This window comes from Clostridium sp. CX1 (assembly GCF_025398335.1).
Classification (GTDB): Bacteria; Bacillota; Clostridia; order Clostridiales; family Clostridiaceae; genus Clostridium_AM; species Clostridium_AM tanneri.
This window is the reverse complement of record NZ_JAODOO010000009.1, coordinates 52197-78718: the sequence shown is the minus strand read 5'-3', so window position 1 is coordinate 78718 and position 26522 is coordinate 52197. Positions and strand designations below refer to the sequence as shown.

Annotated in this window: 25 protein-coding genes; 21 read left to right on the top strand and 4 right to left on the bottom strand. The window is 32.4% G+C overall.

Features of this window, described 5'->3' with window-relative positions; translation table 11 throughout:
* Positions 1 to 154 precede the first annotated feature (154 nt).
* Positions 155 to 1429, top strand: coding sequence for an imidazolonepropionase (hutI, locus tag N4T77_RS11545; protein WP_396125121.1), 1275 nt, complete (start codon positions 155 to 157; stop codon positions 1427 to 1429).
* Between the two features lie 33 nt (positions 1430 to 1462).
* Here the strand turns inward: hutI and N4T77_RS11540 are convergent, their stop codons facing one another.
* From N4T77_RS11540 to pdaA, 4 genes are all read right to left on the bottom strand, one after another.
* Positions 1463 to 2461, bottom strand: coding sequence for an acyltransferase (locus N4T77_RS11540; RefSeq protein WP_261671951.1), 999 nt, complete (start codon positions 2459 to 2461; stop codon positions 1463 to 1465).
* Between the two features lie 109 nt (positions 2462 to 2570).
* Positions 2571 to 4457: an anaerobic carbon-monoxide dehydrogenase catalytic subunit gene (cooS, locus tag N4T77_RS11535; RefSeq protein ID WP_261671950.1), complete on the bottom strand. Its 1887-nt coding sequence runs from the start codon at positions 4455 to 4457 to the stop codon at positions 2571 to 2573.
* 86 nt (positions 4458 to 4543) lie between these two features.
* Entirely contained in the window at positions 4544 to 4957 is a 414-nt protein-coding gene (locus tag N4T77_RS11530) for an Rrf2 family transcriptional regulator (protein WP_261671949.1), read from the bottom strand.
* A 102-nt stretch (positions 4958 to 5059) separates the two neighbouring features.
* Positions 5060 to 5962: a delta-lactam-biosynthetic de-N-acetylase gene (gene pdaA, locus N4T77_RS11525; RefSeq protein WP_261671948.1), complete on the bottom strand. Its 903-nt coding sequence runs from the start codon at positions 5960 to 5962 to the stop codon at positions 5060 to 5062.
* A 90-nt stretch (positions 5963 to 6052) separates the two neighbouring features.
* On the opposite strand from pdaA, the gene N4T77_RS11520 reads away from it, so the two are divergent.
* The 20 genes from N4T77_RS11520 to cutC all read left to right on the top strand — a co-directional run bounded on the left by N4T77_RS11520 (position 6053) and on the right by cutC (position 26466).
* Positions 6053 to 7801 carry an Eco57I restriction-modification methylase domain-containing protein gene (locus N4T77_RS11520; protein ID WP_261671947.1) on the top strand — a complete coding sequence of 583 codons (1749 nt, stop codon included), beginning with the start codon at positions 6053 to 6055 and terminating at the stop codon, positions 7799 to 7801.
* A gap of 314 nt (positions 7802 to 8115) precedes the next feature.
* On the top strand, positions 8116 to 8769 hold the full coding sequence (locus tag N4T77_RS11515; RefSeq protein ID WP_261671946.1) for a CPBP family intramembrane glutamic endopeptidase: 654 nt from the start codon (positions 8116 to 8118) through the stop codon (positions 8767 to 8769).
* 242 nt (positions 8770 to 9011) lie between these two features.
* Positions 9012 to 9533 (top strand): cysteine hydrolase family protein, encoded by a 522-nt coding sequence (locus tag N4T77_RS11510; protein WP_261671945.1) that lies wholly within the window; start codon positions 9012 to 9014, stop codon positions 9531 to 9533.
* 284 nt (positions 9534 to 9817) lie between these two features.
* Entirely contained in the window at positions 9818 to 10378 is a 561-nt protein-coding gene (locus N4T77_RS11505; protein ID WP_261671944.1) for a class I SAM-dependent methyltransferase, read from the top strand.
* A 17-nt stretch (positions 10379 to 10395) separates the two neighbouring features.
* The gene (locus N4T77_RS11500) at positions 10396 to 11082 is read left to right on the top strand and encodes a response regulator transcription factor (protein ID WP_261671943.1); all 687 of its coding nucleotides are present in this window, start codon (positions 10396 to 10398) and stop codon (positions 11080 to 11082) included.
* On the top strand, positions 11079 to 12161 hold the full coding sequence (locus tag N4T77_RS11495; RefSeq protein WP_261671942.1) for a cell wall metabolism sensor histidine kinase WalK: 1083 nt from the start codon (positions 11079 to 11081) through the stop codon (positions 12159 to 12161). The genes N4T77_RS11500 and N4T77_RS11495 overlap by 4 nt, the downstream gene beginning before the upstream one ends.
* A 260-nt stretch (positions 12162 to 12421) precedes the next feature.
* Complete coding sequence (locus N4T77_RS11490) at positions 12422 to 13216, top strand: lipid II flippase Amj family protein (protein ID WP_261671941.1); 795 nt, start codon at positions 12422 to 12424, stop codon at positions 13214 to 13216.
* Positions 13217 to 13478: 262 nt separating this feature from the next.
* Positions 13479 to 13658: a hypothetical protein gene (locus N4T77_RS11485; RefSeq protein ID WP_261671940.1), complete on the top strand. Its 180-nt coding sequence runs from the start codon at positions 13479 to 13481 to the stop codon at positions 13656 to 13658.
* Between the two features lie 161 nt (positions 13659 to 13819).
* Positions 13820 to 14101 (top strand): hypothetical protein, encoded by a 282-nt coding sequence (locus tag N4T77_RS11480; RefSeq protein ID WP_261671939.1) that lies wholly within the window; start codon positions 13820 to 13822, stop codon positions 14099 to 14101.
* 147 nt (positions 14102 to 14248) lie between these two features.
* Positions 14249 to 14572 (top strand): hypothetical protein, encoded by a 324-nt coding sequence (locus N4T77_RS11475; protein WP_261671938.1) that lies wholly within the window; start codon positions 14249 to 14251, stop codon positions 14570 to 14572.
* Positions 14573 to 14906: 334 nt separating this feature from the next.
* The gene (gene recA / locus N4T77_RS11470; RefSeq protein WP_261671937.1) at positions 14907 to 15953 is read left to right on the top strand and encodes a recombinase RecA; all 1047 of its coding nucleotides are present in this window, start codon (positions 14907 to 14909) and stop codon (positions 15951 to 15953) included.
* 271 nt (positions 15954 to 16224) lie between these two features.
* On the top strand, positions 16225 to 17367 hold the full coding sequence (locus N4T77_RS11465) for a 1-propanol dehydrogenase PduQ (RefSeq protein WP_261671936.1): 1143 nt from the start codon (positions 16225 to 16227) through the stop codon (positions 17365 to 17367).
* Positions 17368 to 17461: 94 nt separating this feature from the next.
* Complete coding sequence (locus N4T77_RS11460) at positions 17462 to 18286, top strand: MerR family transcriptional regulator (RefSeq protein WP_261671935.1); 825 nt, start codon at positions 17462 to 17464, stop codon at positions 18284 to 18286.
* A gap of 559 nt (positions 18287 to 18845) precedes the next feature.
* Entirely contained in the window at positions 18846 to 19955 is a 1110-nt protein-coding gene (locus N4T77_RS11455; protein ID WP_261671934.1) for a hypothetical protein, read from the top strand.
* 131 nt (positions 19956 to 20086) lie between these two features.
* Entirely contained in the window at positions 20087 to 21202 is a 1116-nt protein-coding gene (locus tag N4T77_RS11450) for a hypothetical protein (RefSeq protein ID WP_261671933.1), read from the top strand.
* Complete coding sequence (locus N4T77_RS11445; RefSeq protein WP_261671932.1) at positions 21189 to 21455, top strand: hypothetical protein; 267 nt, start codon at positions 21189 to 21191, stop codon at positions 21453 to 21455. The genes N4T77_RS11450 and N4T77_RS11445 overlap by 14 nt, the downstream gene beginning before the upstream one ends.
* A 286-nt stretch (positions 21456 to 21741) precedes the next feature.
* Positions 21742 to 22038, top strand: coding sequence for a BMC domain-containing protein (locus N4T77_RS11440; protein WP_261671931.1), 297 nt, complete (start codon positions 21742 to 21744; stop codon positions 22036 to 22038).
* Between the two features lie 24 nt (positions 22039 to 22062).
* Entirely contained in the window at positions 22063 to 22371 is a 309-nt protein-coding gene (locus N4T77_RS11435) for a BMC domain-containing protein (RefSeq protein ID WP_261671930.1), read from the top strand.
* Between the two features lie 36 nt (positions 22372 to 22407).
* Positions 22408 to 23877: an aldehyde dehydrogenase family protein gene (locus N4T77_RS11430; protein WP_261671929.1), complete on the top strand. Its 1470-nt coding sequence runs from the start codon at positions 22408 to 22410 to the stop codon at positions 23875 to 23877.
* A 48-nt stretch (positions 23878 to 23925) separates the two neighbouring features.
* Positions 23926 to 26466, top strand: a complete 2541-nt coding sequence (gene cutC, locus N4T77_RS11425; protein WP_261671928.1) for a choline trimethylamine-lyase — start codon at positions 23926 to 23928, stop codon at positions 26464 to 26466.
* The last annotated feature ends 56 nt before the right edge of the window (positions 26467 to 26522 follow it).

Genomic DNA, 26522 nt, shown 5'->3' with positions numbered 1-26522 from the left:
CTGCAGAAAAAGGAGGGACATAAATTGCTTTTGTTTATCTAAATTATAAGAGGATTTAGATTTATAAAAGCAGTAGCAGTAAAGTTTAAGGGTAGAAACATAGTCAGGGTAATAGAAATATAGACTAATAAATGAGGGGGATGGCGCCATGAATATACTAATTAAGAACATAACCAACCTTGTAACTTGCTCTGGAGGTTATCCTAAAACAAAGGATTTACTTAAAGAGGCTGGTGTAATAGAAAAGGGATATGTATTTATTAAAGAAGATATTATTGAAGCTGTAGGAAGCTGTGATGAATATAAAAAGTACCTAAAAGAAGCAGATGTTGTTATAGATGGCAAAGGTAAGACTGTAACGCCAGGGCTTATAGATAGTCATACTCACTTAGTTTATGCAGGGTCAAGGGAGAAGGAGCTGCCTTTAAAACTTCAAAACATGAAGTATATAGATATTCTAAATGCTGGCGGTGGTATATTGAGCACAGTGAGAAATACTAGAGCTGCTTCATTAGTTGAGTTAAAAAGGGAAAGTAAAAAAAGGCTGGATTTGATGCTTCTACATGGTACAACTACAGCGGAAAGTAAATCAGGCTATGGATTAAACTTTAAAGATGAAATTAAAATTCTTGAGACAAACAAAAGTTTAAATAAAATCCATCCTATTGATATAATATCAACTTATCTTGGAGCACATGCCATCCCAGAAGAGTTTAAGGACAACAGAGATGGATATATAAGTTTAATAATTGATGAAATAATTCCATATATAAAGAGAAATAACTTAGCTGAATTCGCTGACTGCTTTTGTGAAGAAGGAGTTTTCACTGTAGAAGAAAGTAGAAGAATCTTAAGTAGTGCTAAAGATCTAGGTTTAAAAATTAAATTACATGTAGATGAGGTAGAATCTATAGGAGGAGCAGAATTGGCAGGAGAACTTAAAGCTACTTCAGCAGAGCACTTAGTAGCAGCATCAGATGAGGGGATAAAGGCCTTGGCGGAAAATGGAGTAGTTGCAGTATTGCTGCCTACAACTTCCTTCTATTTAATGCTTGGCAAGTTTGCGAGAGCAAGGAAAATGATAGAAGAAGGTGTAGCAGTAGCTTTGGCTACAGATTGTAATCCAGGTACATCGCCAACAGAATCTCTTCAAACTACAATGACCTTTGCTTGCTTTGGGCTAAAAATGCTTCCAGCAGAAATAATAAATGCGATGACTATAAACGCTGCCTGTGCAATAGGTAGAGAAAAGGAGATTGGAAGTATAGAAGTTGGTAAGAAGGCTGACATAGCTATTTTTAATGCTAATAATTTAGATTACCTAATATATCATTTTGGAGTGAATGCAATTGATACCGTAATTAAAAATGGTATTTTGGTAGTTCAAAATGGAAAATTAGTGTACGAGCATTCTAGGATATATAGATAGATTATAGAAATTAAGAGAAAATTACCTTATTAACTAAGGTAATTTTCTACTAGCATTTATAATTACAGCACCAAAAAGAGTAATCAAAAAGCCTTTAATTCCATAATTTAATGAGGCAATAGGTATATTATTATCGGTATAGTATCTTGTAAAATAATACAGTATAAAAGCATGGGATAAGTATATACCGTAGGAATTTACAGATAAATACTGCATAATCTTAGTAAAGAGATTATCTTTCCAGTCTATACTAAAGATAAAGAATATAAGTGCTACAGTAAAAATAAGAACGCTAGGTCTTAAGAAAGTAGTAGTATAATCAAGGTTTTTTCCGGCATTAGTATTTAAAATTATTTCATACACAAAGCCAGATACTGCAGCTACAAATATTATAGAAAATACAATCTTATACTTTTGCAGCCTTTGGGAAAACTCTTCTAGGTTATTACCAATAAAAGCACCTAAGGAAAAGTAAAAAACCCAGTCTAACATATTCTTTCGTTCTAAAAACCACATCCAATTCTCTGGGAAAAGATACTGATGACTTCCTATTAAGATTACAGAGGTTATTATAAAACTAATTAATAATCCCACTTTTGAACCAATAAATCTATATATGAAAGGAAACACCAAATAAAATTCCACAATCAAAGGTACATAATAAAGATGATAAAAAACCCTTCCGAAGATAACATCCTTTGATAAAGTATATATGTCAAAAGTTTTTGTAATAAAAAATACATATATAGCACACCAAAGAATATATCGTGGTACTATTTTATAAAGTCTTTTGGTTAAAAATTTAAAATATCCTTGATTTTCTTTATAGGTCATAGTAAGGCCTACACCGGAAAGAGCTATAAATGCAGGTACAGAAAATCTGGAAAGTTGATTTATAATTAAAGACTGCATATAAACTTTACTGTTAAAAGAAGCTTCCCCTAGCATTAATGCTGAAACATGAATTAGTATAACTGCAATAATTGCTAGGGCTCTTAGTATATCCATTGACAAAATACGTTTTTTTACCATAGTTTTGTACCTCCTACAACTAAGTTATGCCATTAGTAGCTATCATAATTGTAGTTTATAACGGATTTCTTGTCTATTGTTAATATATAATGGAAGCCAAAAGTTTATACTATTTTAAGCCTAATCCTTGTCTTTTTTCTAAAACAATTCCTTCTAGTATATCTGCAGTTTTCATAACGTCATCTTCTAATATAAGTTGTCCACCAGTTAAATTCTTTAAATCCTCAGTTAAAACCTTAGTTACTAGTTCACTACCTGTAATAAATGGAGGAATTGCTAAGTGAAGAGGCAGTCCTAGTGCTAATCCAAAGGCACCATCTGCTAAAGCTTGTTCTTCAAGCCATTGAGGAGCAGATAATACAAGTGGAAGTTGAGGAATATCTATTCCTAGGAATTCAGCAAGCTCAGTTGCAACTATTTCAAGTCTTCCTATAGCTAGACATGGGCCAAAGTTTAGTACAGGAGGTATGCCTAGGCTCTTACAAACTTCTTTTAAGTTGTCTCCAGCAAGTTCTGCTGCTTCCGGTGACATAAGTCCTACATTTTCAAGTCCGCCGCTGGAACAGCCTGCAGATAATACTATTATGTCTCTCTTTATAAGTTCTTTAGTTAGTTCTACAGTAAATACATCGTGACCCTTTGCCATAAGGTTAGAGCAGCCAACTACCCCAGCTACCCCTTTAATTTTGCCCGCAGCAATTAAGTCTACAAGAGGTTTCCATGTACCGCCTAGGAACTCTCTTAGAGAAGTTTCACTAACTCCAGTTATTGTAGTGTCATTTCCATGGTTTTCAGGAATGTTGATCTTAACATCAGGTCTTCTTTCCTTGTATGTGTTTAATGCTGCATCAATAATGTAGTTTGTTATGTTCTCTCTTTCCTCGAAAGAATAAGCTACATGTTCTGCATTTCCTTTTTTAGCTATATTGTCTATACAAATTTGTTTTACCCTGAACTTATCTGAAATAGGCTCTATTCCAGGTAAAGTACAGTTAAATTCTGAAAGTATTATGTCAATAGCCCCTGTTGCTATAAGTGCTTCGCTAGTAAAGTTATTTCCAGCATGACCAGAGAAAACTTCCTCATAATGCTCGCCTCTAAGCTGTAAGTCTTGTCCAACACAAGTACAGCCAACTAATTTAAAGCCCTTAGCACCTGCAGCTTTAGCTTTTTCTACTATATCTTTATCAATTAATCTATCTTGAAGATGGGCTATTAAGGAATGTTGATGTCCTGTAATCATTATGTTTATATAGTCCTTATCTACAACCTTAAAGCCAACCTTTGCAGCTCTTATTTTTGGTTCGCCAAGCATAATATCATTTAATAAGTTAGTAAGGGTTAAGCCGTATATTCCAGTAGATACCCCAAGTCTTAGAGAACTTAATAACATATCCACAGGATCGCTGTTTAGATTTGTGGAAGTTTTTACAACTCCGTCAAAAACCTCTGACTTTGCGCCACCAGGAAGAATATTTAATTCTGCCCACTTATCTAATCTAGGCTTATAGCCCATCTTTTGCACTAGTTCCATCTTCTCATATCTAGGTTTATATAAATCTGCTAAAACCTTATCTGCAAGTATTACAGCTTTCTTATGAACATCTTCTTCCTCAATATTAAAAATTTCAGCTAATCTGTTTAGTGTATCTACGCCCTTTATTTTTTCTTTCTTTTCTCCAAAGGCTTTTAAGTTTAGAGCTGTATTTTCAACAACATGAATATAGCAGCCTGAACCAGCAGAAACAGATCTTAAAAAGTTTCTAGCCACTATAGTATCAGCTGTAGCACCACAGACACCTCTAGGGGATTTTGGGGTTATCTTACAAGGACCGTTAGCACAAATTCTACAGCATACACCCTCTGAACCAAATTTACATTTTACTTTTTGGCTTTCAACTCTATGGTGAGATGTTTCCACATCTAGCTCTGATATAAAATTAATTAAAGCACTATCTGCTGATTGACATAAGTTACAATTTGAACAACTTGACATAATTAAACCTCCTAAAATGTATACCGATTTGGTATAGTTTTATTTATAAATATATGGGGAAGGTTCTTCCCCAAATAAATCATGTATTAAATTTTTTTCTCCAATATATCCTTAAAGGTTATTCCATCTAATTCATTAACCAACTTGTTTTGAACCTTAGCTAAGGCATTGTGGATTTGACATCTTGATGTTCTATTTAAATTGCATTCCTCAGGATTGTATAGGCACCTGTTTATATAAATAGGGCCATCAATAGCTTCTATAACATCTTTAAGGGATATATCTTCTGGCATCTGATTAAGAGAATATCCACCATTAACGCCTCTGTAAGATTTTATAATATTTGCTTGGGTAAGCTTTCTTAAAAGCTTCAGTAAAAATCTTAGAGGTATATTTTCTTCTTCAGAGATAACCTTTGCTTCAATTTTTTCTCCATATCCTAATTTAGACAAATAAAATACAACTCTAAAGGCATAATCTGCTTCTTGTGTAATTTTCATAATATATCTCCAAAGTTAAAAGTATACCTGTTTGGTACAGTTTTAATATACTACTAAAATTTTCATGTGTCAAGGGAAAATTATTATTAATTAATTATTTATTTAAGGAAGTTTATCTAAGCTTTCCAATTCATATCCCTTACTTTTCCAGTCTTTTATTACAGAATCAAGTATTTCAGTATTAGTCTTAGATACAGCATGCAGTAGTACTATAGCACCGTTGTGAGTCCTTTCTGCTATAATCTTTTTGCCATAATCGGCAGTAGGCTGCTTTTTAGGGTCCCAGTCACCATAGGCGAAGCTCCAGAATATTGTCTTATAGCCAAGCTTTTGTGTGTAGAATAGAGATTTTTCACTGTATTTACCCATTGGTGGTCTGAAAAACTTAGGCATTTTTTTACCAGTGACTTCTTCATAGACCTTTTCTACTCCTGAAAACTCCTTTTCAAACTTAGCAGGGTCACTGGCTGCTGCTGCCATTGAAGGATGATTTTCAGAGTGATTACAAACTAAATGCCCTTCAGCTGCCATTCTTTTAATTAGCTCTGGGTTATCTTTAACATAAGGAGTAGTAACGAAAAAGGCTGCTTTTACATTATTAGCTTTTAAAGTATCTAAGATTTTTCCGGTATATCCATTTTCATAACCTTCATCAAAGGTTAAGTATATTACTTTCTTAGAAGTATCACCTAGATAATAGCCAGAATATTTATTAATGAGGTCTAATATTTCCTGTGGTTCACCGGAAGGCGTGCCATCCTTTTTGGGTTGATAAAACCAGTTTTTTTCTGTACTCTTTAAGTTAGAGACATCTAAAGTTTTTATATCAGTAATCTTATCAGCCTTATTTTCTGGGTTTGAATCTTTTTTATTATTCTCTAAAGGCTTGTTAGATGTTGAGGTAGTTATATTTTTATTAGAATCCTCAGTAAAAGAAGTTCTACTGCTGCAACCACATAAGGTGATTGTAGTTAAAAGACAGATACTTATTATTTTTTTATGCATTTTCAAAATCACCTACCAAATATATATGATATACTTTATGATGTACTTAATTTAAGACTTTATACTTAGTGTATTGTGGAGAGAGAGAATATGTTTGAAAACTTTATGAAAAAAATTGATGATTTGTATAATATAATTCTACAGCGGTCAGATAGCATAAACAAGTTAGCCGCTATAGACAGTTATAGAATTATGCTGAATATAGAGGAAAAGAATAGTTTTTCAGATGAATATTATAAATTTAGCAGAATAAATAAGGAAGATGGAGTAGTCTATACTCCTTACGAAATAGCTGTATTTATTATAGAAAACTTAATAAAGCCAGAAGACATAATTAATAACCCTTACTTAAAAATTTTAGATCCAGCCTGTGGATGTGGAAATTTAATAGTTCCTTGTTTTAAGTATTTGAGAGAATTATTTTTAAGAAACCTGCAGGAAATAAACTACAAAAACCATATGTCACTAAAAGAAGAAGATATAACAACACATATAATAGACTACAATTTACATGGAACTGATATAGATGTTAAGGCTTTAAAAATATTACTAATAGACTTATATAGTATAAGTGGATACATTAAAGAGAGCAATTTTGCAGCCAAGGATTTTTTAGTGGATAACATAGAGGAGAAGTTTGACATTTTCATAGGCAATCCACCTTATGTTGGTCATAAACTAGTAGACAGAGAATATTCAAGGCTGCTTAAAGAAAAATATAAAGGAATCTATAAAGACAAAGGAGATATATCTTACTGCTTTTTTAAGAAGGCAATAAACAGTATGAGCAAAAAGGGTAAGCTTTCCTTCATTACTTCTAGGTATTTTTTAGAGTCTCAAAGCGGAGAAGAGTTAAGAAGAATATTAAAAGAAGAAACAACAATACATAAAATAGTAGATTTTTATGGCATAAGACCTTTTAAAAAAGTGGGCATAGACCCAACAATTATTTTTTTATCTAATGAAAAAGTGGAAGAGAACAGAATAGAGGTCATAAAACCTTTAATAGCTAAGGGAAAAGGAAAAAATGACTTTTATGAGTCTCTTTTTATAAATAAAGGCAGCAGTTATAAGAGTTTTTCAATATTAGAAAGGGACTTAGAGGATAAAGGCTGGAGTCTCATTAGTGAAAAAGAAAAAAATATAATTAGAAAGATTGAAAAAAAGGGGTACGATACTTTAGGAAATATTTGCAATAGTTATCAAGGTATAATAACAGGTTGCGATAAGGCCTTTGTAATAGATGATGAAATAATATTAAAAGAAGATATCGAAAAAGGTATTGTGAAGCCCTGGATAAAAAGCAGTTTTATACAGCAAAACCGCATAGAGAGGGAGAGGCAATTCTTAATATACTCCAATCTAATAGATAAGGAAGAAGAATATCCTAATTCCATTAGATACATTAGTGAGTATAAAGAAAGACTAGCTAATAGAAGAGAATGCAAAAAAGGTTTTAGAAAATGGTATGAACTTCAATGGGGAAGAAAACAGGAGATTTTTGAAGGAGAAAAGATAATATTTCCATACAAAGCAAGCAGCAATAGGTTTGCCTTAGATAAGGGCAGCTATTTTAGTGCAGATGTTTATTCATTAGTGTTAAAAGAAAAGGGAGTTTTAACCTATGACTATTTATTATATATATTGAATAGTAAGGTGTATGAGTTTTATTTTAAGACCTTTGGCAAAAAGCTTGGGGAGGATTTATTTGAGTATTATCCTAATAAATTAATGGAACTAACAATTCCTTATATAGAGGATTGTACAGGAAATGAAGATGATACTTATTTGTATGATTATTTTGGGCTAACAGAGGAGGAGATAGGTATTATTGAATAAAAGGGGGATGTAACATGTAGTGAGATAGTCAAAATACTATCATGATTAATAGAAAGGGAGATGAATTCATCTACCCCATCTATTATTTTGACTATGAGGATGAAGTTATTAAGTTTTACAAGACAAAAAGCTATATCTATCAAATAAAACAATAGTAATATACCCCTAATAATTCTGTAAGCGTTATTAGGGGTATATTACTATAATTAGACACATATTCTGTGTTTCATGTGGTATGATTATCCTATAAAGTATTAAGTTTACACTTGTACAATTATATGAAGTAAAATTATTTATGTAACAGGAGGGGAAATATGGGAGACATAAAAAGATTGCCTTTAATCATAATGTTTTTAATGGTAATTCTATCTTTTACAAATCTATTCGGATTAAATATCTCACCAGCGTGTATTTTCATCGGAGTTGCATTTTTCTTTATCAATAAGGTTGTTGAAAGAAATCCAATGAGAAATAGTGGACTTGATATAAAGGCAGTTGGAACTAATTTAAGAGATAGAAAGATATGGATCTGGCTTATACTACCTATAATTATGGATGCAGTTTGTGTTCTAATCTCAAAATTATTTTTACCTGAATATATTGAGTATGAAACTATAAGAGCAGGGTCATTTGTACCAATTGAAATAAGTATAGCATCAATTCTTCTATTTTTCATTTTTGCTTTAGGAGAGGAAATTGCATGGAGAGCATTCTTTCAAAATCAATTAAACAAAGTCTTACCAATTATACCTGCTTTACTCTTTTCATCTTTATTATTTTCTTTAGGTCATTTTAAACGAGGGAATACTATTGTAGTAGTATATGGACTTTTCTTTACCTTTATCAACAGTATTTTATATGGAGTCATCTTTAATAAAACAAAAAATGCATGGATTAGTGCAATGTCACATTTTACAGCAAATATATTTGAGGTTATAGTATTCATACTAATTTCACATACGTTATAGTCATAAGATGAGAAAAAGGAGACGTAACTTTTAAAATTTAAAATACGAATAATAGGCTTTGAAAACTGAATAATACGGTGTTAAGAAGGCAAGAGATTCTACTTTTGTTACAAAATTAACCATATAGGACTGTTTAGATTATGATACAAATAACATTAGTTAAGTTGAAATGGTAAAATATCGTAAAGAAGAGATTATTGATATAAAATAATGATAAATATTAACTTGAAAAGGGGATTAAAATGGTTTTATTAGTAGTCGATACACAAAAGTTAATAGCCAATGAAAAATTATATGAATTTGATATGTTTGTATCTAATGTTAAAGAAATAGTACATGTGGCTAGGAAAAATAATATTGAAGTAATATATGTACGTCATGATGATGGAATAGGAAATGAATTAACAAAAGGAACTGACGGCTTTGAAATATATGCAAAGTTTCAACCTATGAATGATGAGAAGATATTTGATAAAAAGGTTAATAGTGCTTTTAAAGGTACTGGATTATTAGAATATTTAATAGATAAGGGCGAAAAAGATATAATTATTGTAGGGCTTCAAACAGATTATTGTATTGATGCTACTATAAAATGTGGATTTGAACATGGATTTAATATTATAGTTCCAGCATATACAAATACAACAGTTAATAATAAATTTATGTCAGCAGAACAAAGCTATCAATATTATAATGAATTTATGTGGAATGGTAGATATGCAGAATGCATTTCATTGGACGAAACAATTAAAAGAATGAAATAGCTAAATCTCCAATTTGTAGAGTTGTAGTAGCATAATTTTAGAGTCTGCTAAATTGTATCTTTCTTATTTAACGTAACAACTGAAAAGACATATGATTTACTAGAACACTTAGAATAAAGAGCAAGAAAATCAAAGATTAGCTTAATAAAGAAGGTTTAGCACCTTCTTTTTTTATACCTAAAATAAATTTAAGAATTCTTAAGTTTTTTCAGCGGAGATTCTTAATATTTGGTATTTATACTAAAGCCATTAGATAACTTGAAAAACTAGTGGGAGGTTTTAGTATGAAGCTAATAAAATTCTTAATAGAATATTTTAAATCGCCAAGAACTGTAGGGGCTGTAGCACCTAGTTCAGAAAGGCTTGCAAAGAAAATGGTCAAAGATATAGATTTTGAGAATGCCAATTGTATAGTTGAGTATGGTCCGGGTACAGGAGTTTTTACAGAGAAGCTTGTAGAAAGAAAAAGGCAAGATACGATACTAATATTACTAGAATACAATAAAGAATTTTGTAAACAGCTAGAAGATATGTATAATGGGTATGATAATATTATAATAATAAATGATTCTGCCGAAAATGTAGATAAGTATTTAGTACAATATGATATTAAAAAGGTAGATTATGTTGTCTCAGGTTTGCCTTTTGCTAGTTTGCCTAAGGATGTTTCAAATAAGATTTTAAATAAAACTAGAGGTATACTAAAGAGAAATGGGCTATTTATAACATTTCAATATACTCTTATAAAGAAAGAATTTATTGCTGGTTATTTTAAAGAAATAGACATGGATAGGGTTGTAATTAATGTTCCACCAGCTTATGTTTTAAAATGTCATAATTCTTAGTAGAAAGGAGTATGTTTATGGCAAGCAAAATTTTAGTAGTTGATGATGATACTGAAATAAGAAAAGTTACAGGCATATATTTAGAAAATGAAGGATATGAGGTAATAAAAGCTGAAAATGGAGAACAGGCCTTAAGTATTATAGCTGAAACTCAGATAGACCTTGTACTTTTAGATATTATGATGCCAGGTATGGACGGAATAGAGACCTGTATGAAAATTAGAGAAGATAATATAATGCCTATTATTTTTCTATCTGCAAAGTCAGAAGACCTAGATAAAATTCAAGGCTTAGCCTCTGGTGCTGACGACTACATTACAAAACCCTTTAATGCTATGGAGCTAATGGCAAGAGTTAAATCTCAGCTTAGAAGATATACAAAGTACTCACCTGTTCAAAGTATAGATAAAAATATAATTGAGATTGGAAATTTAACTATAAACACTGATACAAGGCAAGTGTTTGTAGGAGATAAAGAAGTCAGGCTTACCCCAAAAGAATTTGATATACTAGAACTTCTTGCAAGAAATAAGGGAATTGTTTTTAGTATAGAAAAGATTTATATAAGGGTTTGGGGAGAGGAATTTTATAAATCAGATAATACGGTAATGGTTCATATAACTAAAATAAGAGAAAAAATAGAAGAGGAACCTAGAAAACCTATATACATTAAGACCGTTTGGGGAGTTGGCTATAAGATATGAAATCTAATATATTTACAAGACGAATTAGCATTCAACTTATATTAGCATTTGTGATTTCTGTATTTTTTGGATTTCTATCAGTATTTGTGTTTGCTGCTTTTATTGCTCAGCCTTATATTCTTGCAAAAGCTAACTCTATAACTATACTAGAGTATAATATTATCGCTCTTATTATTTTTGCCATTGGAATTGCAGTTTTCTTGATTATGTTTTTATTATTAGTAAATAACAAAATAAAATATATTAAGTACATTTCTAAGCAGGTTAGTAAAATTGCAAATGAAGAACTAGGTCTGTCCCTGAAAGTTCGAGGAAATGATGAGCTAGCAGAACTTTGCAAAAATATTAATATCATGTCTAAACAATTAAAAGAAAAGTTTGATTATGAGAGAGAACTAGAAAATACTAAGAATGAATTAATAACTAATGTCTCTCACGATTTACGAACACCTTTAACTGCTATTATAGGTTATTTAGATATTTTAACAAATGAAAAATATAAAGCTAAAGAAGAAAAGGAATATTTAAATTCAGCTTATAACCTATCTATAAAATTAAAGAAACTTATCGATGAATTATTCGAATATACAAAGTTATCAAGCAGCGATATATTCTTAGAACTTGTAGAAACAGATATAGGTTCTATTCTTATACAAATCCTAGGGGAATATGCTCCTGTGTTTGAAACTAAGGGACTAGGAATTATAACATATATTTGTGATACTAAACTTCCTGTTAAAGTAGATATTGAAAAAATTATTAGAGTTTTTGATAATGTTTTAGGTAATGCAGAAAAATATAGCAATAAGCCTTCAGATATAATAGTTAGAGCATATAGAAATGAGGATAACATTATAATCTCTGTATCTAACAAAGGAAAAGATATTAAAAAAGATAAATTAGATAAGATGTTTGAAAAGTTTTACAGAATGGATAACTCAAGGTCAAGTAAAATTGAAGGCTCAGGATTAGGATTAGCAATTTCTAAGAAAATAGTAGAACTTCATAATGGACAGATTGGGGCAGAATCTAATGAAGATATAGTTACTATAAATATTAGGCTACCTATTGCTAAGTAAAAATAAAAGCGACTTAAGAATAAGAATTAAAACTTTCCAGCCTTTTATTTGTATCCCATCATCCTTAATTATATGTATTAACCAATAAGCCTAAATACATAGGTGTTCTTTGACAGCTGAGTAATGTAGTGTTAAAATTATGGATAAGTTTGATAAAAATGTATCTCATTCATAACAATATTTGGTCTTGAATTAATTATAATGGTAGAAAAACATTAGATATAACCATAGTTAAACTGTAATTATAAGGTGGTAAAAAAATGACACTCCAGATTTACTTAGTATTTATATTAACTTTTATTATTTATATAATAGGAACGTTGGCTTATTCTGCTAGGATTGTGGGAGTAAAAACTGGGAGAATTGCAGTAGCTTCTGCTGTATTTAATGTTTTTGTATTGATACAAAGGACAGCGAACACTATTCAAGCGCCTTTACTAGGAAAGACAGTTGATAATAGTATAAATACAGGACAAACCAGTAGCTTGCTTTATATTTTTAGGTGGATAATTTTTTCTATTACATTGGCCACAATAGCTGGTTCAATTCTAATGCCAACATTTATAAGAGTATTTAATAAATTAGTTGTATCATTTAGTGTATATAGATCTTTACCTAAATTAATATTTCATGCATTTTCAAAGTCTGGAATTGAACAGTTTAGAAATAGTATTTCAATTCCTAAAAAAGAGAATTTATATGAATTAAGAAATTTTAGTAAGACACCTAGAAAAGTAATGCTATTAAATATGATTGCATTTTCTGTATCTAGTGTAAGTATTTTATCAGCGCTATATGCTGCGTGCTTAAGTCCAAATTTAAGAACTACCTTATCATCTGTAATAAACAGTATTTCAACGATATTTATGGTTATATTTATTGATCCATATTTATCTATGGTAACAGATGATGTAATAAGAGGAGATTGCACAGAGTTAGAATTTAATCGCTGTATAATCTTTATTGTTGTCGGACTTATTATGGGAAGTATACTAGCACAATTTATGTTAGTTCCTGCTTCTAAACTAATAGTAGTCATTGCAAAGCTACTATAATTGTTACATAACACTATAAAATCATGATGAACCACAGATTATTTTTCTGTTATAAAAAAAATTTTAGAGCACTGCACTAATCAAGTCTGAATTTTGCAGTGTTTTTAGAGATTACATTTTTAGTTACAGATATATGGAGGTAAGCGGATGGAGGAGTAACACAATTATTATGCCTATATAGTTTAGAATCACGGGGGCGGGTATTTAGTAATTTATTATGACATAAGATAAATATAGAAATAAGTAAGTTTACGGGGGATTTATGAAAAATAATATATTGTTTACTATAACTATTATTTTCTTATTAATTTCAGTAATAATTATTCTTATAGGAGGATATGAGAATAATTATTTATTAATGATTATAGGAAATCTATTAGGAGTTGTTACCGGTATATTAAACTGTATTAGGCGGCTTAAGAAGTGGAATGAAGATAAATAGTCAATATAAGCTTTCGAAGGATATTACACAATTAGGATTTATTTGCTTGCGATAAATATTTATAAAAAATTCTTTAAAAGTTTTACTTACATCAATGGATTTTTATGTGCTAAAATAATATATGAACTCCTATTTTGGGTTTACTAGAAAGGGGGGAAAACATGTCCATATGCAGAGTGAGAGATGTTGTTAAACATCCAGATTGTATTGCACTATCTAAAGTTGGAAGGTGCACCAGGTTAAATATTGGCAAATGTAAGGGAGAAGAGTGTACATTTAAACGGACACATAAGGAAGAATTTAATTCAATTCAGCATGCATATCAGCGTTTAGCCAATCTTGATAGATCAATACAAAGTCATATTGCGAAGAAGTATTATGGTGGCTATATGCCTTGGAGCAAAGAAAATCTATTGGAAAGTATAGAGAATATAGAGTCTTAGAAAACGGAAAAAGTAAAATCTAAGATTAGTGTTTTATAGAAAACTTATATTTAAATTATACGCATGGCGATATGTAAACGTTTACTAAAGAATTAAGATATTATTCAGTAAATCAGATTTCTGAATAAGTTTAGGGAGGTATAATAGATGACTATGTTAAATGAAGTGGTAGAGCATATTATGTTTGGATCTGGAGTTGTTACGGAAGCAGAGGATCATATGATATGGGTAAAGTTTCAGGATGAGATTGGAACAAAGATGTTCTTATATCCAGAAGCATTTGAAAAGTTTTTAAAGGCAGAGAACCCAGCAGTAGAAAATTATACGCTGCAGAAATTACAGATAAAGCAAGATCAGATAGAACAGGAGCGTAGAGAAAAAGAACGTGAAGCTGCTGAACTACAAGAGCAAATGAGAAAAATATCAATTGCCAAAAAGAAACCAGCGAGGTCCATTAAGAAGAAATCCTAAAATTAATTATAACTGCTTTTTAAATATAACAATTGAATGGAACAACAATCTTTTTAACTTAGAGTGATAATTTTAGCAAAGGAGCAAATGAATTGAAATGTTTAATATTGGAGACTTAGTAATATATTCAGGACAGGGAATTTGCTGTATAGACGATAATTCTATAAACAGGATGACGCACTTTTAGAGTTTACTCAAAGTATATTGTTTAAAGAATTGGCGATGTCATTGAATACTACTTATGAAGCAATATATGAAAAAGTTAGTAGTTTAATAGCTGTAAGCGAAGTATAACAGAGGGTAGTGGAGGAATTTATGAAGGGTGTTGAAATAAATGGACATAAGCAACGATAAAATTATGGCAATAGAATCAGCTATGAATCAGATAGAAAAACAATTTGGAAAAGGTTCTATTATGAAGCTTGGTGCAGCTACAACAATGGATATAGAAGTGATTCCAACAGGGTGTCTTCCCTTAGACATAGCGCTAGGTGTTGGTGGAGTTCCAAAAGGAAGAATAGTAGAAGTATATGGGCCCGAATCTTCAGGTAAAACCACTATTGCACTGCACGTAGTGGCAGAAGCTCAAAAAAGAGGTGGCATAGCAGCGTTTGTTGATGCTGAACATGCTTTAGATCCATCTTACGCAAGAAAACTGGGAGTTAATACGGAAGGCTTGGTAGTCAGCCAGCCAGATACAGGGGAACAAGGTTTAGAAATAGCAGAGGCACTTGTAAGATCTAATGCAATAGATGTACTTGTTGTTGACTCTGTGGCGGCACTTGTTCCGAGAGCTGAAATTGAAGGAGAGATGGGAGATTCTCATATGGGACTTCAAGCTAGACTAATGTCTCAGGCTTTAAGAAAGCTTACTGCAGCAATTAACAAGTCAAAATGTATTGTAATATTCATAAATCAATTAAGAGAAAAAATAGGTATTATGTTTGGTAACCCTGAGACAACAACTGGTGGTCGTGCTCTCAAGTTTTATTCATCTATAAGACTTGATATAAGAAGGATTGATAGCATAAAAACAGGTGAAAATATTCTTGGAAACAGAGTAAGAATAAAAGTAACAAAAAATAAGGTTGCACCGCCTTTTAAACAGGCTGAATTTGACATAATGTACAATGAAGGAATTTCAAAAGAAGGCAGCTTAATAGATATAGCTGTTACTGAAGGCTTTGTTGAAAAAAGTGGAGCATGGTTTTCATATAAAGGTGATAGACTTGGCCAAGGAAGGGAAAATTCCAAGCTGTTCTTAAAGGAGAATACTGATTTAGCTCTTGAAATAGAAAATTTAATTAGAGAAAAATATAACATGCCATTAATAAAGGATTCAGTAAGGGACGAAGATAAAGATGACGTACAATTTAGCTGAAATACAAAATAGTTCAAGCGGATAATTAGAGTTAACGGAGCAACAAATTAATTAAAATAGTAAAGATATTAAAATTAGAATATAATTTTAATATTATTCATGTTGCTGAAAAGGATTGTATTATTAATAGGATGTTGATATAATAAATTACGTGTAGTTTATTATAAACTTACATTGATTGTTATAATTATGGGTTAATTTTTATTTTTGAGTTAAAGAGCAACTAATTCATTCATATCTTAAAAATCTTTAAAAGTAGGAGATTATGTATATGAAGGAATTTAGTATTAATACAAAAGTTTATTTTGGAGAAAGCTCTTTGGACAGACTAAGTGAAATTAAAAATAAGAGAGTACTAATTGTATGCGATAAGTTTATGGAGACTTCAGGTATGGCTGCAAAAGTACAAGGAAAACTTGTTGATTGTGAAGTAGCTATATATAGTGATATAGTGCCTGATCCATCTGTAGAAGTTATTGCTAGTGGTATCCAAAAGTTGCAAAGTTGTAATGCTGAAATTATTATAGCTCTTGGTGGAGGCTCATCAATTGATGGAGCTAAGGCAATAAGAGAGTATGCAAAAAAGGTTACTGGAGGAGTTTCCTCTGTAAAAGAGTTCTATGCTATACCTACTACAAGTGGTACAGGTTCAGAAGTAACAGAATATGCAGTAATTACAAACAAGCAAGAAGGGCTAAAGTATGCTCTTGCAGATAAATCTCTTCTTCCAACGGTTGCTATTCTCGATCCGGAATTAGTAAAATCTGTCCCTAAGGCGATAACTGCTGATACAGGAATGGATGTAATAACCCACGCTATGGAGGCTTATGTTTCAAAGAATGCTACTGATTTTTCAGATGCTCTTGCAGAAAAAGCTTTTACCTTAGCTTTCAGGTTTTTACCACAGGCTTATACTGATGGAAGTGACTTAGTAGCAAGAGAAAAACTTCATAATGCGTCCTGCCTTGCTGGTATAGCTTTTAATGCAGCTGGACTCGGAATTACTCATAGTTTGGCTCATGCTGTAGGAGGTAAATTGCATATTCCTCATGGAAGAAGTAATGCTATTATACTTCCTTATGTAATTGAATACAATGCTAATTTAAATAAAGGTGCTTTCAATGTTGAATATGGAGTAGCAGCTAAGAAGTATCAAAGACTTGCTAAGCTATTAAAGTTGCATGCACCAAATGTAAGCATTGGAGTTAACAATCTAATTAAAAGTGTTAAAGAGCTTCAAAAGACATTAATGATTCCAACAACATTAAAGGAACAAGGCGTTGATATGGAGTTAGCCAATGCATGTACAGAAGAAATTATTGGTGCAGCTTGTAAGGATATATGTACAACGGCAAACCCTAGAGAAGCAACAAGTGAAGACTTGTTAAATATTTTAAATAAAGTTTTGGGGTAAAATATTGTATTTTAAACCACTCAATACTGAGTGGTTTTTTGTGATACAACGTTTAAAATGTAGTTTAAAATATAACTGAAAAAGGAGAGTAGCTATGGCTGGTGAGTTATATTCAATAGGGAAAGTTGAAGAAATATGTAAAATAACGAAGAAAGCACTAAGATACTACGATAGAATGAACATACTATCACCAGATAAAGTATGTAATGAAAATGGTTATAGATATTACAGTAAGAAAAATTTATTGTCTGTTCCAGTTATAAGATATTATAAACAGAGTGGTTTCAAATTGGAGGAAATGAGAGCTTTTTTAGAAGGGACAACCTATGAGTTCGTCGATAAAAGATTTAGGAAAAAGATTGATGAATTAGAAGAGCTTGATAGAGAGGTGAATTTAAAAATAAGATCAGTGAAGGACTGGCACGATCTTATAGTTGAAGCACAGATGGTGCTTGAAAATAATGTTTGCGATGTAGCTATAAAGTATATAGATAGCAAAAAATTGATATTCTTAAATCAAGATTTTCAATATGATTATATGGACTCTATAATTAATATAGAATTTAATAATTATGTAGATAGTATAAATAATGCAATAACAGGTCCTGTGATTATAAATTTTCCATCTTATAAGGACAAGATGAATGGAAAGTGCAATAAGATGAAAATAATGCAGCAGACCATTTTAAAGTGTAAAGAAGAAGAAACCCTTGAATATGGTGGTTGGATGGCAGCTTCCTGCTATCATATAGGAGCTCATGAAAATATTGATGAAACATATAAAAAGATACAAGACTGGACTGAAGAACATGGATATATATGCTCGGAAGAATGCTATGAAAGATATGTAACAGATTATTGGACTACTAAAAACACTGATAGGTTTGTAACAGAGGTTATGATTAAAATTAAGAGATAAGAGGCATAAGCGGTAAGTAATCATCTTGAATGATGATTATTTACCGCTTATGTTTTTTTGAATCATATCATGAAAATAAGCTAATTTACTCCATAGAATATGCTTACAACTGCTGAAAAAGTAAGTGTTTTTTAACAAGGTGTGAATTTGAGCTATTATGTGAGTAATCGAAAAACACTGCCCTTAGGGGAAGGTATTGCTAAAAAATATAATTTACATTGTGAAAAAAATGCTAATATTTTTACCCTGAAAAATTAAAAAACTGCCTAATAGATGATTTGTAATCGGTTAAAAAGTTTGTAATATAGCGATAAATGTAGAATTTTAAATTTTATTTGAATTTTCATGTGAAATATATATTGACCTTGCCCTAAAGGGAAGGGGATATAATTTAGGTGAATAAAAAATAACTAATAAGATATAAATGAAAAGTTGTTTAATAATTTAACGATAAAATATCCCAAATCATAACAATCTAAAAACATTCCCATTATGAAGTTTTATTTAAGAACACAATATAAAAAGTTATTAATTGTATAGGGGAAAGGGGTCCTATTTTATGGATAAGGGTTCAAAGGCTATCACCTGGGAAACGACTACTGCAAAAAATAAGTTAAAAACTAATTTTCTTAAGAAAGGTATTTCAATAGCTCTTTTTTCAGGTCTTATGTACGGATTTTACTCAGCGTTTTTAACATTGGGAATGACGAAAGGAATATGGGGCGAATGGTATGGTGCAAATACAGTAGGTTTATCGGCAATTGTTATAACATACGTATTAGGTGCTCTTGGTAGCGCTGTAAACGACACCTGTAGTGCTGTTTGGGCCATGCTTTATGCAGCTTTTAAAGGTAAACTTGGAGATTTCTTTAGATGTCTTAAAACTAAGCCTGGCACTGTAATGATATTTGCGGCTCTTATAGGAGGACCTATTTCAAGTACAGCTTATGTGGTAGCTTTACAAATGGCAGGCTCAATTGTTATTCCAATTACTGCTCTTTGTCCTGCTATTGGTGCTATTTTAGGAAGAATATTATTTAAGCAAAAATTAAACAAACGTATGATGTTTGGTATTGGTATTTGTGTTTTATCTAGTTTTATGATCGGAAGTACTAGTATTGGTGGCGATGCTCCAAAAGGAATGTTTCTTGGAATTTGTATTGCTTTTATAGCAGCTCTTGGATGGGGATTTGAAGGTTGTGTAGCAGGATATGGCACATCTATGATTGACTCAGAAATTGGTATTACAATTCGTCAAGCCACATCTGGACTTTCAAATTTATTAATATTAGTGCCTATATTTGGTTTATTACTTGGTGATGGAATTAAATTTTCAACTAATTTAACTATTCAGGCATTTACAAGTGGGCCTGCAATGATATGGTTTGCGTTAAGTGGACTTTGTGCCTTTGTTTCCTACATGAGCTGGTACAACGGTAATAGTATGTGTGGTGCTGCTCTTGGTATGGCATGTAATGGTACTTATTCCTTCTGGGGACCATTCTGCTGCTGGATAGTTCTTGGATTAATAGGTGGTATGGAAGGATGGACTTTACCTACCATAGCTTGGATTGCTGCTTTATTAATGATGATTGGTATTCTCATAATAGCCATGAATCCTATGGATTTATTTAGAAAAAAAGATGTAATAGAAAGTGAACTGGCTTAATTATGAGATTATAAATACTTAAATTCTATTGAATTTAATAAAAAAGCTTGTTACTAATTGGTGAAGCTTTTGGAAATGAGCTTTTTTATTAAAATATATGAACAAAAGATAATCGAAAGGAGATCCATTATATGAAAGAAATTTCAATGTCAGCTAATACTAAAGCAATAGCTGCAAAGAAGAAATTATCAAGTGATTTCTTCAAAAAAGGTGTGTCATTAGCTTTATTTTCAGGACTCACCTATGGGATGTATACAGCGTTATTAACCATGGGTATGACTAAGGGGGTTTGGGGTGACTGGTATGGTGCTAATACAGCAGGTTTATCAGCATTTGTGATAGCATACTTACTTGCAGCACTTGGTAATGCAATAAACGATACCTGTAGTGCTGTTTGGGCAATTTTATACTCAATAGTTAGAGGTAAATTTAGAGATTTTCTAAGATGTATCAACACTGCTCCAGGACGCATTATGATATTGGCAGCTCTTATCGGGGGGCCCGTAGCTGGTACGGCTTATGTTATAGCTCTTCAAATGGCTGGCTCAATAGTTGTTCCAATATCAGCTCTTTGTCCTGCTATTGCTGCAATATTAGGTAAAATCTTATTTAAACAGAAACTAGACAAACGTATGGCTTTTGGTATTGCGGTATGTGTATTTGCTAGTTTCCTAATTGGTAGTACAAGCTTTAACGGTACTGCTTCAACAAAAACAATTATCGGATTCTTTATAGCTATTATCGCAGCTCTTGCATGGGGATTTGAAGGTTGTGTAGCTGGATATGGTACAGCAATGATTGATTATGAAATTGGTATTTGTATTCGTCAAGTAACTTCAGGTATAGCAAATCTATTCATTTTAGTACCAGTTTTCTCAATTATGGCTGGTAAAGTTGGTCTTTCTGTTAACCTTGCAATGCAAGCATTTACAAGTGGACCTGCAATGATTTGGTTCGTACTAAGTGGTCTTTTATCAGTTGTTACATTTATGACATGGTACGCTGGAAACAGTATGTGTGGAGCAGGACTTGGTACTGCATGTAATGGTACATATTCATTCTTTGGTCCGTTATTCTGCTTATTGCTATTAGGAGTATACGGAGGCATGGATGGATGGTCATTACCTTCAGTTGCTTGGATCGGAGCTGTAATAATGATGTTTGGTATCCTTACAATATCTATGAATCCACTTGATTTATTTAGAAGAAAAGATGATATGGGAGGTTCAATGGATGAAGCCGCTTAATTATGCTATTTTAAAATATTTTACTACAGTTAACGAAGCTTCTGCTGATGATGTTATAGAAGCATTAAAAGGAGAATACGGAAGCTTTAAGGCTTTACAAAAGAAGGCTGTAATCAATGCCTTAATGACGGCAGAAGCAAATGGACTTATTGAAGAAACAAGATTTGAATTAGATAGAGATGGTGAGTTAACTGTTTACTATCATGCCCATGAAGATGGGGCTGCTACAATCAATAAATATATTAAAGATTAATTTTTAACATTGCCCATAGGGTAATGTTTGTACAAGACAAATATTCTGTGATGATGGTAGAACAAGGGCATTGTCTTTAATAATATAAGTAAATTTTCTTGGTAAATAGCCTAATTCACAGTGAAAAATATTTAAGAATTTATTGTAATAACATATTGACTCTCCCCTAAAGGGCAAGAGATATAATCAGTATAAAGTAAGTAACAGGGTTATATTAAACAAATATATAGTATAGTTCTTTGTTTAATTAAAACATATTCGTTTAAATAGGAAGGAGGAAATATATATGAGATACTATGGAAATGAGGCTTTAGGTCTTGTAGAGACAATAGGATTAGTTCCTGCACTTGAGGCTGCAGATAAAATGCTTAAGGCAGCTAACGTTGAACTTATTTCATATGAAAATGTTGGTTCAACCCTTGTAACTATAATGGTAAAAGGTGATGTAGGTGCAGTTAAATCTGCTGTGGAAGCAGGTGCAGAGGCAGCGGCTGCTGTTGGAACATTAACAGCACACAATGTTATGCCACGTCCTATTAGAGAAGTTGGAGATATTGTTTCAGTACATGATATTGATGCATAAATATAGAAAGGAAATGATACAAGTATGGCAAGATATGAAGCTTTAGGATTAATTGAAACTTTCGGGCTAGTTTTTGTTTTAGAAGCAGCAGATGCTATGTGTAAAGCAGCGGATGTTGAACTTATAGGATATGCAAACGTTGCCTCAGGATATATATCTGTATTAGTTCAAGGTGATGTTGGTGCTTGCAAAACAGCAGTAGAAGCTGGTGTTGCAGCAGTTAAAGCAATGGAAGGTGGAAACCTTTATAGTTCAATAGTTATTCCAAGACCACATCAGGATCTTGGAAAAATAATAAAACGTTATTCTATTACAAATCTTGTAACAGAATAAAAGTATTAAATTTTTTCTGAAAAGGGAGAGAGAAAAATGAATATTATAGATAATGATTTACTCTCCATGCAAGAAGCAAGAATTCTTGTTGAAAATGCTCGTGAGGCACAAAAGAAATTAGCAACCTTCCCACAAGAAAAACTTGATGAGATAGTTGAACGTATGGTTGAAGAGATTGAAAAACATTTAAAGGAACTTGCCCAGATGTCTAATGAAGAAACTGAATATGGAAAGTGGGAAGATAAATATATCAAAAACCGCTTTGTATGCAGATATCTAAAAAATAGGCTTAAGGGAATGAGATGTGTAGGTATCATTGATGAAGATAAGGTTGGAAACACAATGGATGTTGGAGTACCAATGGGCGTTATTATAGCCTTTTGTCCATCCACTAGTCCTGTTTCTACAACTATATATAAGGCATTAATTGCAATTAAATCAGGAAATGCAATTATATTTTCTCCTCATCAAAGGGCTAAAAATGCAATTGGCAAAACAATTGATATTTTGATTAGAGCTGCGGAGGGAGTAGGACTTCCAGAAGGTGCCCTTGCATATTTACATACAGTAACTGAAAGTGGTTCGGTGGAGCTTATGAAACATAGAGATACTTCACTGATAATGAACACGGGAGTTCCAGAAATGCTCGATGCAGCCTATAAATCTGGCAAGCCAATAATTTATGGCGGTAATGGAAATGGCCCAGCCTTTATAGAGCGTACAGCGGATATAAAGCAAGCAGTTAGAGATATTATTGATAGCAAGAATTTCGATTATGGAGTTGTATCCAGTGCTGAACAATCAATTGTGGTTGATAGTTGTATTGCAGCTGAAGTAAGAGAAGAACTTCAAAAAAACGGTGCATACTTTATGACAGAAGAAGAAGCTGAAAAATTGGCAGCCACATTCTTGGATAAAGATGGGGGCAAAAATGTAGAGATAATCGGTAAACCACCAAAATTCTTAGCTAAGAATGCTGGTTTTAGTGTTCCAGAAGATACGAAGCTTCTCATCTCCAAGCAAAAGTTTGTTTCACCAAAAAATCCTTATTCAAGAGAAAAGCTCTGTCCAGTGCTAGCCTTTTATATAGAAGACGACTGGATGCACGCTTGTGAAAAATGTATAGAACTATTGCTTAGTGAGAGGCAGGGACATACACTTGTTATACATTCAAAGGATGAGGAAGTTATTCGTCAATTTGCACTAAAAAAACCTGTTGGAAGAGTGCTTGTTAATACTCCAGGAACTTTTGGAAGCATGGGTGCAACTACAAATTTATTTCCATCCATGACATTAGGCAGTGGTTCTGCAGGGGATGGAATGACTTCTGATAACGTTTCACCTATGAACTTAATATATGTACGTAAAGTTGGGTATGGAGTTCGAAATGTAGATGAACTTGTTAAAACAGTAGATCTTGAAGAAGATAAATTAAATTCAAAGGAAATAGATAACATTAAGTTATTAGAGAGTATTTTGAAAAAAGTTATGAGGGATTTAAAATAAAAATCATATTTCAAATATGAAATATATTAAAGAATGAGAGGTAATAAATTGGATATTCGTGAATTTTCAAATAAGTTTATGGAAGCTACTAAAAACATGTCTGACGAAGAACGTGCTGGTTTAATGAAGATGTTTTCTAGTGTTTCTAAAGAAATAGCAAAAGAAGAACCAGCTTGCACACAGGTTGCAGGTGATAACAATGGTCAAATTCCAGATGGAATAACAGAGCGTTTAGTTAAGTTAAAGGAAATTTACTTAAAACACGTTCCAACTATAACAACTCACCGTGCAAGAGCTATTACTAAAATAGCCAAAGAAAATCCTGGTATTCCTAAATCCGTTTTGCGTGGTAAGTGTTTCAAACATTGCTGCGAAACTGCACCACTAGTAATTCAAGATAACGAACTTATCGTTGGAGCACCAAATGGTAAGCCTCGTGCAGGAGCATTTTCTCCTGATATAGCTTGGAGATGGATGGTTGATGAAATTGATACAATAGGAAATCGTCCACAGGACCCATTTTATATCTCAGAAGAAGATAAGAAAATTATGCGTGAGGAATTATTCCCATATTGGCAAGGTAAATCCGTTGATGAATACTGTGAAGACCAGTATCGTGAAGCTGGAGTATGGGAACTTTCAGGAGAATCCTTTGTTTCAGATTGTTCTTATCACGCAGTAAATGGTGGAGGGGACTCTAACCCAGGATATGACGTTATATTAATGCAAAAAGGTATGCTTGATATAAAAAGAGAGGCAGAAGAGAAATTAGCTAATCTTAGTTATGAAAATCCAGAAGATATAGATAGAATTTATTTTTATAAATCATTAATCGATACTGCTGAAGGAGTTATGATATATGCTAAACGTATGTCAGACTATGCAGCTGAGCTTGCTGCAAAGGAAACTAACCCTAAGCGTAAAGCAGAGCTTCTAAAGATTTCTGAAGTAAATGCTAGGGTTCCAGCACATAAGCCAAGTAATTTTTGGGAAGCAATTCAAGCAGTTTGGACTATAGAATCATTACTTGTAGTTGAAGAAAATCAAACAGGTATGTCTATAGGACGTGTTGACCAATACATGTATCCATTCTATAAAGCAGATATTGAAGCAGGACGTATGACTGATTTTGAAGCATTTGAACTAGCAGGCTGTATGCTTATAAAAATGTCTGAAATGATGTGGATAACAAGTGAGGGTGGTTCTAAATTCTTTGCAGGTTATCAGCCATTCGTTAACATGTGTTTAGGTGGTGTTACTAGAGAAGGTCGTGACGCTACAAATGAATTAACTTATCTTTTAATGGATGCAGTTCGTCACGTGAAGATATACCAACCATCATTAGCATGTCGTATACATAAAGGCTCACCTCAGAAATACCTTAAGAAGATAGTTGAAGTTATTCGTGCAGGTATGGGATTCCCAGCATGTCACTTTGACGATGTTCATATAAAGATGATGTTAGCAAAAGGTGTTTCTATAGAAGATGCAAGAGATTACTGCTTAATGGGATGCGTTGAGCCACAGAAGTCAGGAAGATTGTATCAATGGACTTCTACAGGATATACTCAATGGCCTATATGTATAGAACTTGTTCTTAATCATGGGGTACCACTATGGTATGGTAAGCAAGTATGCCCGGACATGGGAGATCTAAGTAAGTTTAAAACTTATGAACAGTTCGAAGCAGCTGTTAAAGAGCAAATTAAATACATTACTAAATGGACAAGTGTTGCTACAGTAATTTCTCAACGTGTTCACAGGGATCTTGCACCAAAGCCACTTATGTCTATGATGTATGAAGGTTGTATGGATAAAGGTAAGGGAGTAGAAGCAGGCGGAGCTATGTATAACTTCGGACCTGGAGTAGTATGGAGTGGTCTTGCTACTTATACAGATTCTATGGCAGCTATAAAGAAATTAGTATTTGATGAGAAAAAATATACATTACAAGAAATGAACGAAGCTTTAAAAGCTGACTTTGTTGGATATGAACAACTAAGAAAAGATTGCTTAGAAGCACCTAAGTATGGTAACGATGATGATTACGCAGATTTAATTGCTGCAGATTTAATCAACTTTACTGAACAAGAGCATCGTAAATATAAAACATTATATTCAGTGCTTAGCCATGGTACTTTATCAATCTCAAATAACACTCCATTTGGACAACTTACTGGAGCTACAGCAAATGGACGTAAAGCATGGACACCTTTATCAGATGGTATAAGTCCAACTCAAGGAGCAGATTATAAAGGACCTACTTCAATAATTAAATCTGTTTCTAAGATGAGTTGTGAAGATATGAATATAGGTATGGTTCATAACTTTAAGCTAATAGCTGGTCTTCTTGATACACCAGAAGGTGAACAAGGAATAATTACACTACTACGTAGTGCATGTGCTCTTCAGCTTGGAGAAATGCAGTTCAACTATCTAGATAACAATACTTTACTTGAAGCACAAAAGCATCCTGAAGAGTATCGTGATTTAATAGTTCGTGTTGCTGGATATAGTGCATTCTTTGTTGAATTATGTAAGGATGTTCAAGATGAAATCATAAGCAGAACTATGCTTACACATTTCTAAGTAGAGAACTCAAATGTTAAGTAGATATCCCAAATCTTTGATTTGGTGATAGTCAC